The 13,291-nt window shown below is 61.2% G+C and carries 17 protein-coding genes and 2 tRNA genes; 9 read left to right on the plus strand and 10 right to left on the minus strand.

Annotated elements, in window-relative coordinates:
- The first annotated feature begins 86 nt into the window (after positions 1-86).
- From ACOI1H_RS19500 to ACOI1H_RS19525, 6 genes are all read left to right on the plus strand, one after another.
- Complete coding sequence (locus ACOI1H_RS19500) at positions 87-392, plus strand: winged helix domain-containing protein (protein WP_422439500.1); 306 nt, start codon at positions 87-89, stop codon at positions 390-392.
- Positions 393-482: 90 nt separating this feature from the next.
- A complete protein-coding gene (locus ACOI1H_RS19505) occupies positions 483-653 on the plus strand; it encodes a hypothetical protein (RefSeq protein ID WP_422439501.1) in 171 nt (56 codons plus the stop codon).
- Entirely contained in the window at positions 653-1,093 is a 441-nt protein-coding gene (locus ACOI1H_RS19510) for a hypothetical protein (RefSeq protein WP_422439502.1), read from the plus strand. Before ACOI1H_RS19505 ends, ACOI1H_RS19510 begins: the two co-directional genes overlap by 1 nt.
- A gap of 593 nt (positions 1,094-1,686) precedes the next feature.
- Entirely contained in the window at positions 1,687-2,043 is a 357-nt protein-coding gene (locus tag ACOI1H_RS19515; RefSeq protein WP_422439503.1) for a hypothetical protein, read from the plus strand.
- A complete protein-coding gene (locus ACOI1H_RS19520) occupies positions 1,973-2,917 on the plus strand; it encodes a calcium-binding protein (protein ID WP_422439504.1) in 945 nt (314 codons plus the stop codon). The genes ACOI1H_RS19515 and ACOI1H_RS19520 overlap by 71 nt, the downstream gene beginning before the upstream one ends.
- A gap of 354 nt (positions 2,918-3,271) precedes the next feature.
- On the plus strand, positions 3,272-3,829 hold the full coding sequence (locus ACOI1H_RS19525) for a hypothetical protein (protein WP_422439505.1): 558 nt from the start codon (positions 3,272-3,274) through the stop codon (positions 3,827-3,829).
- 132 nt (positions 3,830-3,961) lie between these two features.
- Here the strand turns inward: ACOI1H_RS19525 and ACOI1H_RS19530 are convergent.
- The 5 genes from ACOI1H_RS19530 to infA all read right to left on the minus strand — a co-directional run bounded on the left by ACOI1H_RS19530 (position 3,962) and on the right by infA (position 6,205).
- Positions 3,962-4,036: transfer RNA gene (locus ACOI1H_RS19530), tRNA-Phe, on the minus strand.
- Between the two features lie 77 nt (positions 4,037-4,113).
- Positions 4,114-4,287 carry a DNA gyrase inhibitor YacG gene (locus tag ACOI1H_RS19535; RefSeq protein ID WP_422439506.1) on the minus strand — a complete coding sequence of 58 codons (174 nt, stop codon included), beginning with the start codon at positions 4,285-4,287 and terminating at the stop codon, positions 4,114-4,116.
- Positions 4,284-5,315, minus strand: a complete 1,032-nt coding sequence (locus ACOI1H_RS19540; protein WP_422439507.1) for a ribonuclease E/G — start codon at positions 5,313-5,315, stop codon at positions 4,284-4,286. Before ACOI1H_RS19540 ends, ACOI1H_RS19535 begins: the two co-directional genes overlap by 4 nt.
- Positions 5,312-5,902, minus strand: a complete 591-nt coding sequence (locus tag ACOI1H_RS19545; RefSeq protein WP_422439508.1) for a Maf family protein — start codon at positions 5,900-5,902, stop codon at positions 5,312-5,314. The genes ACOI1H_RS19540 and ACOI1H_RS19545 overlap by 4 nt, the downstream gene beginning before the upstream one ends.
- Positions 5,903-5,986: 84 nt before the next feature.
- Complete coding sequence (gene infA / locus ACOI1H_RS19550) at positions 5,987-6,205, minus strand: translation initiation factor IF-1 (RefSeq protein WP_056038395.1); 219 nt, start codon at positions 6,203-6,205, stop codon at positions 5,987-5,989.
- Positions 6,206-6,449: 244 nt separating this feature from the next.
- On the opposite strand from infA, the gene ACOI1H_RS19555 reads away from it, so the two are divergent.
- Entirely contained in the window at positions 6,450-7,940 is a 1,491-nt protein-coding gene (locus tag ACOI1H_RS19555) for a PRC-barrel domain-containing protein (protein WP_422439509.1), read from the plus strand.
- 59 nt (positions 7,941-7,999) lie between these two features.
- Here the strand turns inward: ACOI1H_RS19555 and ACOI1H_RS19560 are convergent, their stop codons facing one another.
- The 5 genes from ACOI1H_RS19560 to murA all read right to left on the minus strand — a co-directional run bounded on the left by ACOI1H_RS19560 (position 8,000) and on the right by murA (position 12,108).
- Positions 8,000-8,482, minus strand: coding sequence for a low molecular weight phosphatase family protein (locus ACOI1H_RS19560; protein ID WP_422439510.1), 483 nt, complete (start codon positions 8,480-8,482; stop codon positions 8,000-8,002).
- Positions 8,472-8,951 (minus strand): UPF0262 family protein, encoded by a 480-nt coding sequence (locus ACOI1H_RS19565; protein WP_422439511.1) that lies wholly within the window; start codon positions 8,949-8,951, stop codon positions 8,472-8,474. Before ACOI1H_RS19565 ends, ACOI1H_RS19560 begins: the two co-directional genes overlap by 11 nt.
- The gene (hisD, locus tag ACOI1H_RS19570; RefSeq protein ID WP_422439512.1) at positions 8,948-10,252 is read right to left on the minus strand and encodes a histidinol dehydrogenase; all 1,305 of its coding nucleotides are present in this window, start codon (positions 10,250-10,252) and stop codon (positions 8,948-8,950) included. The genes ACOI1H_RS19565 and hisD overlap by 4 nt, the downstream gene beginning before the upstream one ends.
- 114 nt (positions 10,253-10,366) lie before the next feature.
- Positions 10,367-10,843, minus strand: coding sequence for a DUF2948 family protein (locus tag ACOI1H_RS19575; protein WP_422439513.1), 477 nt, complete (start codon positions 10,841-10,843; stop codon positions 10,367-10,369).
- A complete protein-coding gene (gene murA, locus ACOI1H_RS19580; RefSeq protein WP_422439514.1) occupies positions 10,840-12,108 on the minus strand; it encodes a UDP-N-acetylglucosamine 1-carboxyvinyltransferase in 1,269 nt (422 codons plus the stop codon). The genes ACOI1H_RS19575 and murA overlap by 4 nt, the downstream gene beginning before the upstream one ends.
- Positions 12,109-12,433: 325 nt before the next feature.
- Between murA and ACOI1H_RS19585 the strand changes: the two genes are divergently transcribed.
- Together ACOI1H_RS19585 and ACOI1H_RS19590 are read left to right on the plus strand one after the other, a co-directional pair.
- Positions 12,434-12,508: transfer RNA gene (locus ACOI1H_RS19585), tRNA-Thr, on the plus strand.
- 260 nt (positions 12,509-12,768) lie between these two features.
- Positions 12,769-13,272 carry a hypothetical protein gene (locus ACOI1H_RS19590; RefSeq protein WP_422439515.1) on the plus strand — a complete coding sequence of 168 codons (504 nt, stop codon included), beginning with the start codon at positions 12,769-12,771 and terminating at the stop codon, positions 13,270-13,272.
- Positions 13,273-13,291: the final 19 nt, after the last annotated feature.

Consider the following 13,291-nt stretch of genomic DNA (forward strand, 5'->3'; position numbering starts at 1 on the left):
CACGGGCGGGGTCGGGAATAATCCGGTCAAAGATTACCGACACCTTACGCCCAGCGCCTTTCGTAAACAATCCGAAAGGACATCCAATGGCTCAAAGCCAATGGGGCGATGCCCCTTACACAATCATCAACCCAAACGGTGCCACCGCACATATCGTAGTGAAGGGCCGCGACAAGTGGGCGCTGGGCAATTTGCTAAATGCTGGCATGACGGGCTGCACACCCATCGAAAACCCTGCCCCGCGTTGGTCTGCTTATGTGTTCAACTTGCGAGAGATGGGCGTGCATATCGACACCATCCACGAACTGCACGGCGGAGACTTCAGCGGCCTTCACGGGCGCTACGTGCTTCGGTCGCGCGTCCTGCCCGGTCATGTGGAGGTTACGCAATGACCCCCGCAAGCATACGTCGCCTGTGCCGCCGCTATGGCCTGACCGTCACCCAAGCCCGCCTTGTGGCGGCGCTGCATTATGGGGGCAAGCATGACTGACCCGCACACCCGCCTGACCCGCCGCAAGGGCAAGTGGCACATTATGGCCCGTAAGGTCGCACACGGGACCGCACAGGCCGTCTGGATCGACCTAGGGGGCTGCGGCTGTCCAGTGGTGGCAGTGCGCGTCTGGTTGGCCTGTCAGCGGACGGACAAGCGCTGATGGGGGGCAAGCGTTACAAGCAAAGCAAAAGGGGGGTTGGGCGTTTCGTCCAGCTTCCCGAATGGTTACAGGCAACAGAGGCCTGGGCCACCCTGCCCCCCGGACCCCGCGCCCTCTACATCGAACTGAAGCGCCGCTTCAACGGGACGAACAACGGCGACATTTTCCTTAGCCACCGAGACGCGGCGGCGGCGTTGGCCGTGCATCGCAACACGGTCGGGCCTTGGTTCAAGACGCTGGAGGAACGCGGGTTCATCTACCTGACCCAAGCCCCCCATCTGGGGCCGTCAGGGATTGGTCAGGCGTCGGTCTGGGGACTTGACGAGGAAGCCACGCCAGACGGCAAGCCCGCCCGCAAATCCTTCACCAAATTTAGAACCCCCGCACAAAATCAGTGCATGGCCGTCACAAAAAACAGGACGGCACCGCATGAAAGGTAGCCAAAACCGGCCGAACCGTCCTGAATTTTGTGACGCATTTCGCCAGAGTCTGAGAAGTGGCGTCACAAAAAACAGGACACATATACATCTAGCCATAGGCCATCGGTTTGAACGGGGTGTTAGACAAGCAATCGTTAACTGCTTTCGCACACCACCTGCCCGCCAAATTGCGGTCTGCATGTTGTCTGTCGGGGTGCCATCTGGACGGGTTGGTAATTATTCTGAAAGTCAGCCGGATTCAGCGGGGTGGTGCGATAAACAGGCAGTGGAATGCTAGAACGTCGGTTCCGCTCGGCTTGGTCCAGTTGAGCAATCTGAACGCAAACGTCGGTGTTGCCTGCCTGACAAGCTGCAAGAAGTTGCTGCCTCACTGGATCTGGCTGGACAACGCTAGCTCCCTCACAGCCTGCCAGCGCCACGACCGCGCAGAATACCCACTTGTTCATCGCACCCTCCTCCGTAACCTCCCGTTACTCTTTGCTACCAAAGATTGAGGGTCAAGCGCCCTTTCATAGATTAAATTGGTCTGCCGAGTAGCGGACAACTTACCAAACTATCCAAATGATTTGGATAAAATAGGGGCAGATAGATGGGTGGCATCGGCAGCGGCGCGCACACGCGATGGGGCACTCGCGACACATGAGGATGTCAGCGCCAAAACCCGAAACAAGCGGCTCGACGGGTCTGTTCAAAAATCCGTCTATCAGAGCAACAAAAGGGGCAAGCCGCTGATCCGAGCCAAGAATCGCACACAAATCAACCGCAAGATGCTCAGACATTGGCGCGGCGCGGCCAAAATTCTTGACCGCTGCGCAAAATGGCGGCAAATTTCGAAGGACGGCGTTCTATTTGGGGAATGTCGATTTAAGGACATCCGTAATGGCTTTCGTGAAATTTTACAACGGACTTGGAACTGGTGGGGAGCTCCAAGCTGGGAATTTTTTCAGTAATGACAATTCTCTAGTCCCCGATGGAAATGAAACCCTTGAGGCCTACGATTTTGATACTGAAATCCTGTCTGGTAGTTTTAACGGAGGAGAGTATTATTATTCATTCTTCATTGACTCTACATTTTCAACATATGTCTATGAGATAGGCAGTATGTATTTATATGATAGTAATGTTAACAGCTTAATTGATATATATGATATTAATATAGCTTTCGATATAAGGGATGACTTTTCTGGCGACGTATACTTTTCCAATATCCTGTCTGGGAATGATTGGATTGTGGGGAATAGATATTCAGATTATCTAGAGGCCGGTTCAGGAAATGACGTTGTTCGTGGTAATTCAGGTAATGACTTTATTTCGGGTCAAAACGGCAACGACAAGCTTTACGGCGGATCGGGTGGCGATAGGCTCCTCGGTGGCTCTTGGGGAGATAGGCTCTACGGTGGGTCAGGAAGTGACCGGCTCAACGGCCAAGACGGTAACGACAAGCTTTACGGCGGATCGGGAAAAGATACTATGTTTGGCGGATCAGGCGCTGACACGTTTGTATTCAACAAGCTGTCGGATAGCCGTGCGGCCTCATCAAAAGCAGACGTGATAAAGGACTTCAAACATGGTGTTGATCATATTGACCTGAGGTCGATTGATGCCAGCTCGGTTATTTCGCGGAATAATGCGTTTACCTTTGATGGCACCACGCAGTTTGGCACGTCGAAAAGCGGTGACATCTATTACGAAAAGTTCAACCTAGCGGGTACCAGCAGAGACTACACGATGGTCTACATCGATAATGACGCAGATCGTGGTGTTGAGATGTCGATACGGCTAGATGGCTTGATTAATATAACTGCAGGTGACTTCTTGCTGTGAAGGCATCAAGTTAAGGAAAATCTGCTTCTCCATGCAAAAGAACTGTCCGCCTGGCACTTCCCCTAGAGTTTCCTCGACGGTGTTACCTTGCCGACAGTTTCCGCTTAACAGCTTCTTTGCTTCCGAAGTTTAGTGCGAACGGTGACACATCCTCAGACGCTTGCATTCGCTCTTAGCTAATTAGCACTCACAAGGCGGAATCGTAGCGTTCCGTAAAGTTTACGCTTCGGCAGAACCATACAAAAAGTTGTGGTCGCCCAGCTATCGGCGGCACCCGCAAATCAAACAACTTCCCAATGGATTTGGATAAAATAGGGGCGGATATTAATGGGCGGCATTGGTAGCGGCACACACATGAGATGGGGCACACGCGACACGACGGACGACATGCGCGCCCTGCCCATCGGGAAGCTGGCACGCGGCGGTTGGCTGGACAGCGGCGGCACCTGTTCATTCACATGGTCGCGCATGGGCCGCAGGACGGGCGATGTCACCGTCACGGCGGCGGCGGGCCATGTGGTGCTGTCCTATCGTTGCCGACCGACAGGTGGCGACTGGCAGGACATGAAGTATCCGGTCCAGATCGACCGCACTCCCTGCCACCTGGGCGGCAACCGCGCTTGGTTCCTGTGCCCAGCGCGCGGGTGCGGACGGCGCGTTGCGACACTCTACGGCGGGGCTGTCTTTGCCTGTCGCCACTGCCACAGGCTGGCGTATCCGTCCGAGAACGAAAGCCGCCGCGACAGGACCGTGCGGCAAGCGGACAAGCTGCGTGACCGCCTCGACTGGCCCCCCGGCATTTTCAACGGATCGGATTGGGGACGGCCCAAGCACATGCACCGTGCGACCTACTGGCGATTGATCAGGGAATACGACGAACTTGAGGCGCAAGCGCTGGGCGGCATCATGTAATGGCTGCGTCGGTTCAAATAAAATAACGTCGGAAAACCAAACCACCAAATGCAGCGAGGTGGACGCAGAGGGGGATTGAAAACAAGTCAGCTACGATAGCTGTTTGTTTTCAATGCATAAAATCAATTTATGTGGTGCCCAGGGGCGGAATCGAACCACCGACACGAGGATTTTCAATCCACTGCTCTACCCCTGAGCTACCCGGGCACCGGGATGGCCAAGGCCATCGGGTAGCGGGGTTCTAGGTCAGCGGCGCGGGGGTGTCCAGAGGGATTTCGCGCAAATCAGTGGGGCTTTTCGGGGTCCTGCCAATCGTCGTCGTCACCCCTTTCCTCGGGTGCGGCTGGGATCGCGTAGGACCCCGTCAGCCATTTCGCGAGGTCGACGTCCGCGCAGCGGCGCGAGCAGAAGGGCTTGTATTTCGGGTCGGTGTCGCGGTCGCAGATGGGACAGGTCATGCGGGCAGGCCATTCCACGGCAACCTCTCGCGTTTGCGTTGCAATTCGAACAGGCCCATCGTCGTCCATCCCACCAGCGAGGTTTCGACAGCGTCGGCACGGAAGGCCGCACGCAGCGACTGTTCCACCTGCTTGCGATGCGCCTTGGACATGGGGGCAAAGTCGACGGCGATCTGCCCGCCAAAGCCGCGCAACCGCAACGCGCGCGGCAGGACGCGGGCGGCGGCAAGGTTCACTTTCAGCGCCGCGGCGGGCGAGGTGTCGCCGCCGGTGTTCACGTCGACGGCGACCAGCGCGCGGGTCGCCTCGACATACATCGTGCCTTCGGACAGGGCAATGCGGGGCTGTGCGATGTCGTCGATCTGGTCCATGACGCCTAGTCGTTCGAAACCGCCCGGTTCCGTCACGACCTCGGCGGGGATCACCCATTCGCGCCAGGCAAGGGCGTGCGGGCCGTCACCTTCGGTCAGCGCCTCGGGATCGGTCCCCTGCCCTTCGGCCATGATCGCGTCAGCCAGGTCCTGCATCGCGACGATATCCTCGGCGATGTCCTCCTCGGTCGCGAATGCGCAAGACGAGCGCAGGATCAGACCAGTGCCTTCCTCGGCCTCAAAATGCGCGTGAGCAACGGCCAGCAGCGTGTCGCGCTGGTCGTCGTCGGTAATTTGGCGGCTGACGTTCACGCCGGGCTTGTTGGGGGTGACGATGGCGTAGCGGCTTTTGAACAGGACACGGTCGGTGACGGGCACGGCCTTGCCGTCCTCTGCATAGCCGGTGACCTGCACCAGCAGCGGCTGACCGGGGCGCAGCCCCTTGCCAGCCCGCAGAAAAGCCGTGCCGCCCTGGGGCAGCCGCAGCATCATGCCGCCCTGCCCTTTCAGCGGACGGTCGCAGACGGCGCGATAGACGGCACCGGGGCGGGGCGCGTCGGGCGTGTCGATCAGCAGATCGTCCAGCTGCCCGTCCACCAACAGGGCGGCGGCCTCGACCCCGTTCAGATCGTCAAGGATGATGGTGCGGCCCTTCATGCGGGGTCTCCGTGAATGGGGTAGCCTGCGGCGGCCAGCAGGGTGGCGGTTTCGGCCAAGGGCAATCCGACGACGGATGTGAAGCTGCCGTTGATCCACGGAATGAAGGCCCCGGCCGGGCCCTGAATGGCATAGCCGCCTGCCTTGCCGCGCCAGTCGCCGCTGGCGATATAGGCGTTCACTTCTGCCGTGGACAGGCGCTTCATCATCACGGTGGTCTGCACGTCGCGGGCCGTGACGTGACCGTTGCGGCGGACCGTCACGGCGGTGATGACCTTGTGGCGTCGGCCCGACAACAGCGCGAGGAAGGCCCGCGCCTCGTCCGCATCGGCGGGCTTGCCCATGATGCGCCGACCCAGCGCGACGGTCGTGTCGGCGCACAGCACGATGGCATCATCAGGTGCTGTGACGGCGGCGACCTTTTCGGCCGCGATGCGTTTGACATAGTCGCGGGGCAGTTCAGCCTTGCGCACGGCTTCGTCGATATCGGGCGGGGTCACGGCGTCGGGCACGACGCCGATCTGCGCCAGCAGTTCCAGCCGCCGGGGCGAGCCGGAACCGAGGATCAGTTGCGGTTTGTAGATCATGGTTTGCACCCGTATCGGCCTGCCGGGTGTCGGTCGCGGCCGCCCGGACCGCAAGCCCGCAAAGGCGCGACACCGCGCCTTTGGCTATTTGAAGCGGTAATTGATCCGACCTTTGGTCAGATCGTAGGGGGTCATCTCGACCTGCACCTTGTCGCCTGCGAGGACACGGATGCGGTTCTTGCGCATCTTGCCAGCCGTATGTGCGATGATCTCATGGCCGTTTTCCAACTCGACCCGGAATGTCGCATTCGGCAGCAGTTCCTTCACGACGCCCGGAAATTCGAGAAGTTCATCCTTGGCCATGTGGTCTCCTGTCTGGAATGTAGGCCGCCCGCTGGCGGCACCGGCGTGTAAATGCGCCCGAATGTCAGGTTTTTCAAGGGCAAAAAGATGGGCTGCAGCTTGGCCGGGGTGGAGGCACGGCCCCATAGACACTTTCAAGGCAAAAGTAAAAGTATATTAGCTTCATCACGATCAGGTGAAAAAACGCGGAACGTTGCACCGAAAAATCTGTTGGACCGCCAGACAACATACACTGGAGCACAAGATGACACACGCCGTTCAGCGCCTATTCCTGACTACTGCGCTTTGCCTGCCATTCGGTCAAGCCGCGTTCGCCCAATCCGAAACATTTTGCGCCGATCTTGAAACGGCGCTCAACAATGGCTTGCCAGCATCCCTTTCCGAAGAAACGGATCGCATCCGTTCTGTCCTGACCGCTGGAGATCCGGCGGCCTGCGAGGTGGAACTGGTTGCAATCCTTGCTGTCACTGATGAGGCAGCCCAGACCGACGAGGCCGCCGAAGGGGCGCAGTTGACCGAGACGGAAGAGTTGACCGTCAACCTGCAGGATGAACTGACCGTACAGGGCGCGGTCTATCTCGACCGGCAGCCCGCCAACGTCGACATCGAGGGTGGTGACACTGAAGTCGTCGTTACCAATGATCAGCCGGAAGTCACGGTCAACGAAGGCCAGGCCGAGATCGTAATCCGTCAGGCAGCCGCGAACGTCATGGTCGAAATGCCACAGCCGACAATCCGCATCGAGCAGCCTGCGCCCGAAATCATCATCACGATGCCGGCACCCGGCGTCGATGTGGCCAATGCCCGCCCGCAGGTCGATGTGCGCCAGGCCGAGCCGACGGTCACCGTGACGCAAGCCGCTCCGATGGTCGCACTTGAACTGGAACGGGTGGCCGAAGGCGAAGAAGCCGCGAATGTCGTGACGGACCGCGCCAGCGGCAACACCTACGCTGTCGGTGAAACCGCCGAGGCGACGACACTCGAAGACGCGACCGTGAACATGGTGCAGAACGAGCCAACCGTGATCTATGAAGACGGTGAAGCCCGGGAGCCGACAATCAATCGCGCTGAGCCGAACGTGACCTTCGAGTCCGCCGAACCGCAGGTCGAGGTCGCAACCATGGGTGAGCCGCAGATCGAGATGATTCAGACCGGTGAGCCACAGATCACCTTCCAGCAGGCCGCAGATGCAGCCGACACAGAGGCATCCGCTGCGATGGCGCAGGACGGCGTGACGGAGGATGATGCGGCGGCAGCAACCGAAGCTGACGCGTTGCCCGAAGACATCGCGCCAATCTCCGAGCAGGGTGCGGATGCAATTGATGCCGAACCGATCGGTGACGAAGCTGCCATCGATTCGGAGGCTGCTGAAACTGATGGCGCTGCAGTCGATCCGGCCATGACGGATCAGGCGGCAGCGACCGCTCCGGTCATGACACGCGAAGGATATACGCCCATCGCAATTGCGGATCTGCTGCCAGAAACGGTGCAGGGCATGAACGTCTACAGCACCAACGATGAAGACGTTGGCGAAGTCCGCACCGTCGTCGTCACGCCCGAGGGCGCGGTTCAGGGGCTCGTCGTGAATGTCGGCGGGTTCCTCGGTCTGGGTGAACGCCAGGTGGAGGTGCCGGTCGAGATGGCGACGGTTCTGACCAATGATAGCGGCGATATCCGCATCTACGTCGATGCAACGGAAAACCGTCTGGAAGACATGCCCGAATACGACGGCTAAACACAGTCTAATGGCAGATGATGGCCGCCCCTGAAACGGGCGGCCACTTTCATGTCCGGTCATGCATCCTGTGTCGAAGGGCCGAAGCGTTCCCTCAGGCGTTGGACGATCTGGTCGCGCGTCTGTCGGTACAGCGCCAGTCGGCCTTCGCGGTCGTCAACCATGCCTGTCGGATCGAGGACCGGCCAATATTCGACGTCGAGGTGATAGAACTGCGTCAGGTCCAGCGCGCGCCGCTGGCTGGCAGGCGACAATGCCAGCACGAGGTCGAAGGACGACAGGTCGTCGCCCCACTGCTCCATCTCGTCAAAGCTGCGGGACCGGTGGCGGTGAAGTTCAACGCCGATCTCCTCGCAGACCGCGATGGCAAAGCCGTCGATCTCCATGTCGTTGTTCACGCCGACCGACTGGATGTAGGCCTGCGTGCCGTAAAGCTTCTTCATGATGCCTTCGGCCATCGGCGACCGCACGGCGTTATGGTCGCAGCAGAACAGGACGGACTGCGGCAGTGACTCTGCCCGTTTGCCGCCGTCATCCGCCAAAATGCAGCACGCAAATCAGGGTGAACAGGCGGCGGGCGGTGTCGATATCGACGTCGGCCTTGCCGTCAAGCCGTTCCTGCAGGACCCGCGCCCCTTCGTTGTGGATGCCGCGCCGGGCCATGTCGATCGTCTCGATCTGGCTGGGCGGCATGGTCTTGACGGCGTCGAAATAGCTTTCGCAGATCTGGAAGTAATCCTTCACCACCTGCCGGAACGGGCCCAACGACAGATGGAATGCCCCCGCCGCCCCCAGTTCGGCATCGGTGATGTCGAAGACCAGCCGCCGTTCGCGGATCGACAGTTCCAGCCGATACGGACCCGGCGGAACGTCGCGGTCGTCGCGGGGCGGCAGGGCAAAGGTATTCGCCTCCAGCAGATCGAAGATCGCGACGCGACGCTCCTGCTCGATCTCCGGGGACGGGGTCGGCAGGCCGGTGTCGTCCAGCGCGATGTCGACGATGCGGCTCATGGCCGGTTCAGCCGGTCAAGCCGCGCCTGCACGGACAGACCGTGCGCCTGAAGGCTCTCCGACCGGGCCAGTCGCGCGGCGGCCGGGCCGATGGCGGCCAGTGCTGCGGGTGTCATCCGGGCCAGTGTGGTACGCTTGATGAAATCCATGACGGACAATCCGCTTGAGAACCGGGCCGACCGGGCCGTTGGCAAGACGTGGTTCGGCCCCCCAATGTAGTCACCGATCGCCTCTGGCGTCCAGCCGCCGATGAAGATCGCCCCTGCATGGGCAATCCGCGTGCTGAGCGCCTCGGCCTCGGCGACGCAAAGCTCCAGATGTTCGGGCGCGATCCGGTCCGACAGGGCGACCGCCGTGTCAAGGTCCGGCACGGTGATGACGGCACCGAAGTCGCGCCAGCTTGCGCCCGCAATCGCGCGGCGTTCCAGCGTCTGCAACCGCGAGTCGACCGCATCCGCCACGGCACGGCCGAATGCGGCATCGGTGGTGATCAGGATCGACTGCGCGCTTGCGTCGTGTTCCGCTTGTGACAAAAGGTCGAGCGCGATCCAGTCAGGGTCGTTGTCGCCGTCCGCAATCACCAGGATTTCCGACGGGCCGGCGATCATGTCGATCCCGACCTTGCCGAAGACCCGCCGTTTCGCCGCCGCGACATAGGCGTTGCCCGGCCCTGTGATCTTGTCCACCGGCGCGATCGTTGCCGTGCCGTAGGCAAGCGCCGCAATCGCCTGCGCGCCGCCGATGCGATATATCTCGTCCACACCGGCGATCCGCGCTGCCAGCAGCACGAGCGGGTTCAGGACACCGTCTGGCGTCGGCACGACCATCGCCAAGCGCGCGACCCCCGCGACCTTGGCCGGAATGGCGTTCATCAGCACCGACGACGGATAGCTTGCCAGCCCGCCCGGCACGTAAAGGCCCGCCGCAGACACCGGCGTCCAGCGCCAGCCCAGGCTGGCCCCGGCGTCGTCGGTCCAGTGCTGGTCCTCGGGCATCTGGCGCGCGTGATAGGCGCGGATGCGGGCAGCGGCCAGTTCCAGCGCCGCGCGGTCTGCGGCATCGACCGCAGCGCAGGCCGCATCGACCTCCTCCGCCGATATCCGCAACCGATCCGCCGTCAGCGTCAGCCGGTCATACCTGGCGGTCAGGTCGATCAGCGCCTGATCGCCCCGCGCCCGTACGTCGGCGATGATCGCGGCAACGGCGTCATCCACATCGGGGCTGTCCTCGCGCTTGGCCCCCAGCAAGGCCTGAAACCGCGCCTCGAAATCCGCGTCCTTCGCATCCAGAAACTGTGGCATGTCATGTCCTTCGGGCGGCGGCGGTCTTTCATCTGGCCAGATAAACTCCCGCCTCGGTGATTTGGCTAAGCCAAATTCACCTGAGAGGCATACAATCTTTTCGCGTGACGACAATCAGTCGGGATGTCGCGGGGCCTTGCGCGAGGGCGCCACATAGGGCCGGGTCACGTCGCGCAGAACGACCTCCAGCGCCTCGACACTGCACGAGATCACGCCGTCGCCCGCCAGTGTCATGACGAGCTCGCCCGTGCCGTCCTCGCCCGGGCGGAATTCCAGCGCCAGAAGCGACAGGATCGTGTCGGCATCACCCTTCGGCACACCTTGCGACCGCACGCCCATCACGTCCTCGATCAGCAGAACCGCCTGCACCCGCTCGAAATCACGCCGGCCGTGGGCCTGTGGGGCGTCCTCCCAGCGAAAGCGGTTCAACAGAATTGCGAACCGCCGATCCGCCGGCGTCCAGCGCATTTCGGACGCGGGAAACACCGCATCCTGCGCCAATGCCGAGATCACCTGCAGATCCTCGGCGTCCCGCGCCATCAGTGCGAGAGGGCGGTCGTCACCGTCCTCGAAACGTGCGTCCTCGGTCATGTGCCACTCACCCGTTCGATCCGGGCACCGACGCCGCCCAACTTTTCCTCGACATGCTCATACCCGCGATCCAGATGATAGACCCGGTTCACGATGGTCTCGCCTTCCGCCGCAAGTCCCGCGAGGATCAGCGACACGCTGGCCCGCAGGTCCGTCGCCATGACGGGCGCGCCCTTCAGCTTTTCAACGCCCTGAACCGTCGCATGTCCGCCCTGCACCTCGATCCGCGCGCCCATGCGCACCAGTTCGGGTGCGTGCATGAAGCGGTTCTCGAAGATCTTTTCCTCCAGCACCGACGTGCCATCGGCCAGGCACAGCATCGCCATCATCTGGGCCTGCAGATCGGTCGGAAAGCCGGGAAAGGGTTCGGTGACGACATCGACCGCACGCGGCCGGTCGCCCCGCAGCCTGACTTTCAGGCCCTTGTCCGTCTCGCTCACATCGACGCCAGCGACATCCAGCTTCTCGGCGAAGGCCGCCACAAGGTCCATCCGTCCGCCCAGACATTCCACCTCACCACCGCAAAACACCGGGGCCAGCATGTAGGTGCCAAGCTCGATCCGGTCGGTGACGACGGGATGCGTCGCGGCCCCCAGCCGGTCGACGCCCTGCACCGTGATGGTCGGGGTCCCCTCGCCTTCGATCTGCGCGCCCATCCGGCGCAGGCAGTGGGCCAGATCGACGATCTCGGGCTCGCGCGCCGCATTCTCGATGACGGTGGTTCCCTTGGCCAGAGTCGCCGCCATCAGCACGTTTTCGGTCGCGCCGACGCTGGCGAAACGCAGCGGCACGCGCGCACCCTTCAGCCCGCCCGGTGCCTTGGCGTGCAGATAGCCGTCGCGCAGATCGATCTGCGCGCCCATCGCCTCGAGTGCCGTGACATGAATGTCCATCGGCCGCGCGCCGATGGCGCAGCCGCCGGGCAGCGACACGATGGCCTGATGATGCCGGGCCAGCAGCGGGCCCAGCACCAGATTGGACGCCCGCATCTTGCGCACGATCTCATAATCGGCAGTGGTCGAGGTCATTGCATGGCTCGATAAAACCTGCACCTTGCCGTCCTGCATCGACGTGACCTCGACCCCCAGCGACTGCAACAGGGCGGTCATGGTCTTGATGTCCGACAGGCGCGGCGCGTTGGTCAGGGTCAGCGGTTCCTCGGACAGCAGGGTCGCGGGCATCAGGGCCAGCGCGGCATTCTTCGCCCCGGCAATCGCGATCTGCCCTTGCAGCGGATTGCCGCCCTTGACGATGATGGAATCCATGAGGCCGATCTTTCCTGCTGCGCGTCTTGGGAGGTGTGTTAACCCGGCCACCCGCCAAGGTCCAGCAGTCCGCCGCCCCGCCCCGTCACGCTTTCGGGCCATTGTCCGCGTCAGCTGCCCTCGCCTGCGCCTGAGCCTTTCGCTTGGCCATGTTCGCCTTCAGCGCCGCCTTCAGACGGTCCTCTCGCGTGGCCGGCTTCTGCATGGGCCTTCTGGCACCTGATGTTGCTTTCTCGGTCATGGAACCGTTCTAGCGCGGCCACGTTTTTTGGTCTAGAGAGGGCTTGCACCCTGATGCGAGGTCCGCTAATTCCCCGCCACGGATGCTGTGGTAGCTCAGTGGCAGAGCACACCCTTGGTAAGGGTGAGGTCGAGAGTTCAATCCTCTCTCACAGCACCATCTGAACCCATTGATAACAAACAATACCCTTGCGCTACAGGCGCTTTGTCCGTTTTGATGTTACAAAACGTGTTACAAAATGGTGCATGATGGCGGGCAGACTTCGACACTTTATGGAACGCGACGGGCGCTTCTTTGCGCGACTCGTCATCTCCTAAAATCTAAAGCCATTCCTGGACCACAAAACCGAACTCCGCACACCATTGGGCGGCGACCGCCGCGCTGCAATGCGTCTGCACCCCGCTGCGGTTGCGGTTTTGATGGAACAGATAGCAGTCGCCGAGCGGCAACTTGCAGCGGCCAATGGAGTGGCCGCTCGTCCCGGCCGGTATCCAATGACCGTTCAGCAGATCGCATTGCGTAGCTATGAGGATCGTCTGGCGCAGGACAATCACGCCCGCAATACTTTGCCGAGCTATGGCATGTTCGAGGTCGATAGCGGCTACGCTGAAATGCTTCGCCGTGGCATCGCAGGGACCGCCAGTAACGCTGACCTGCACGAACTTGTTGGACATCGGATCGAATACTTCCGGCACCTGGGCAACACAACCGCGCAGCAAGGGACTCCAGAATGGCGGGATCTGGCCCGTGCGCTTTGCAAGTCAGAGCTAGAAGCGCTGGCCCGCTCAACCGAACGTGACGAGGCAGATTTTTCGGGCACGCCGACGGATCCTTTGCTTCTAACCGCAAAAATTCATGACCGCCCTGTTTTGGCGGTTGCCGGGTTGTTGGCAGCCTTCCGCATTTCGGTAGTGCACGGCTGATCGTCGCCCTGATTTTACA

Origin of the sequence: Loktanella sp. DJP18 (assembly GCF_049310965.1) — a bacterium.
In the GTDB taxonomy this organism is placed as follows: domain Bacteria; phylum Pseudomonadota; class Alphaproteobacteria; order Rhodobacterales; family Rhodobacteraceae; genus Loktanella.

Bases quoted from the DNA above. Each gene is read 5' to 3' on its own strand.
- ACOI1H_RS19500 (WP_422439500.1), top strand. From the start codon at position 87: ATGGCTCAAAGCCAATGGGGCGATGCCCCTTACACAATCATCAACCCA.
- ACOI1H_RS19505 (WP_422439501.1), top strand. From the start codon at position 483: ATGACTGACCCGCACACCCGCCTGACCCGCCGCAAGGGCAAGTGGCAC.
- ACOI1H_RS19510 (WP_422439502.1), top strand. From the start codon at position 653: ATGGGGGGCAAGCGTTACAAGCAAAGCAAAAGGGGGGTTGGGCGTTTC.
- ACOI1H_RS19520 (WP_422439504.1), top strand. From the start codon at position 1,973: ATGGCTTTCGTGAAATTTTACAACGGACTTGGAACTGGTGGGGAGCTC.
- ACOI1H_RS19525 (WP_422439505.1), top strand. From the start codon at position 3,272: ATGAGATGGGGCACACGCGACACGACGGACGACATGCGCGCCCTGCCC.
- ACOI1H_RS19535 (WP_422439506.1), bottom strand. From the start codon at position 4,287: ATGACCTGTCCCATCTGCGACCGCGACACCGACCCGAAATACAAGCCC.
- ACOI1H_RS19540 (WP_422439507.1), bottom strand. From the start codon at position 5,315: ATGAAGGGCCGCACCATCATCCTTGACGATCTGAACGGGGTCGAGGCC.
- ACOI1H_RS19545 (WP_422439508.1), bottom strand. From the start codon at position 5,902: ATGATCTACAAACCGCAACTGATCCTCGGTTCCGGCTCGCCCCGGCGG.
- infA (WP_056038395.1), bottom strand. From the start codon at position 6,205: ATGGCCAAGGATGAACTTCTCGAATTTCCGGGCGTCGTGAAGGAACTG.
- ACOI1H_RS19555 (WP_422439509.1), top strand. From the start codon at position 6,450: ATGACACACGCCGTTCAGCGCCTATTCCTGACTACTGCGCTTTGCCTG.
- ACOI1H_RS19565 (WP_422439511.1), bottom strand. From the start codon at position 8,951: ATGAGCCGCATCGTCGACATCGCGCTGGACGACACCGGCCTGCCGACC.
- hisD (WP_422439512.1), bottom strand. From the start codon at position 10,252: ATGCCACAGTTTCTGGATGCGAAGGACGCGGATTTCGAGGCGCGGTTT.
- ACOI1H_RS19575 (WP_422439513.1), bottom strand. From the start codon at position 10,843: ATGACCGAGGACGCACGTTTCGAGGACGGTGACGACCGCCCTCTCGCA.
- murA (WP_422439514.1), bottom strand. From the start codon at position 12,108: ATGGATTCCATCATCGTCAAGGGCGGCAATCCGCTGCAAGGGCAGATC.
- ACOI1H_RS19590 (WP_422439515.1), top strand. From the start codon at position 12,769: ATGGAACAGATAGCAGTCGCCGAGCGGCAACTTGCAGCGGCCAATGGA.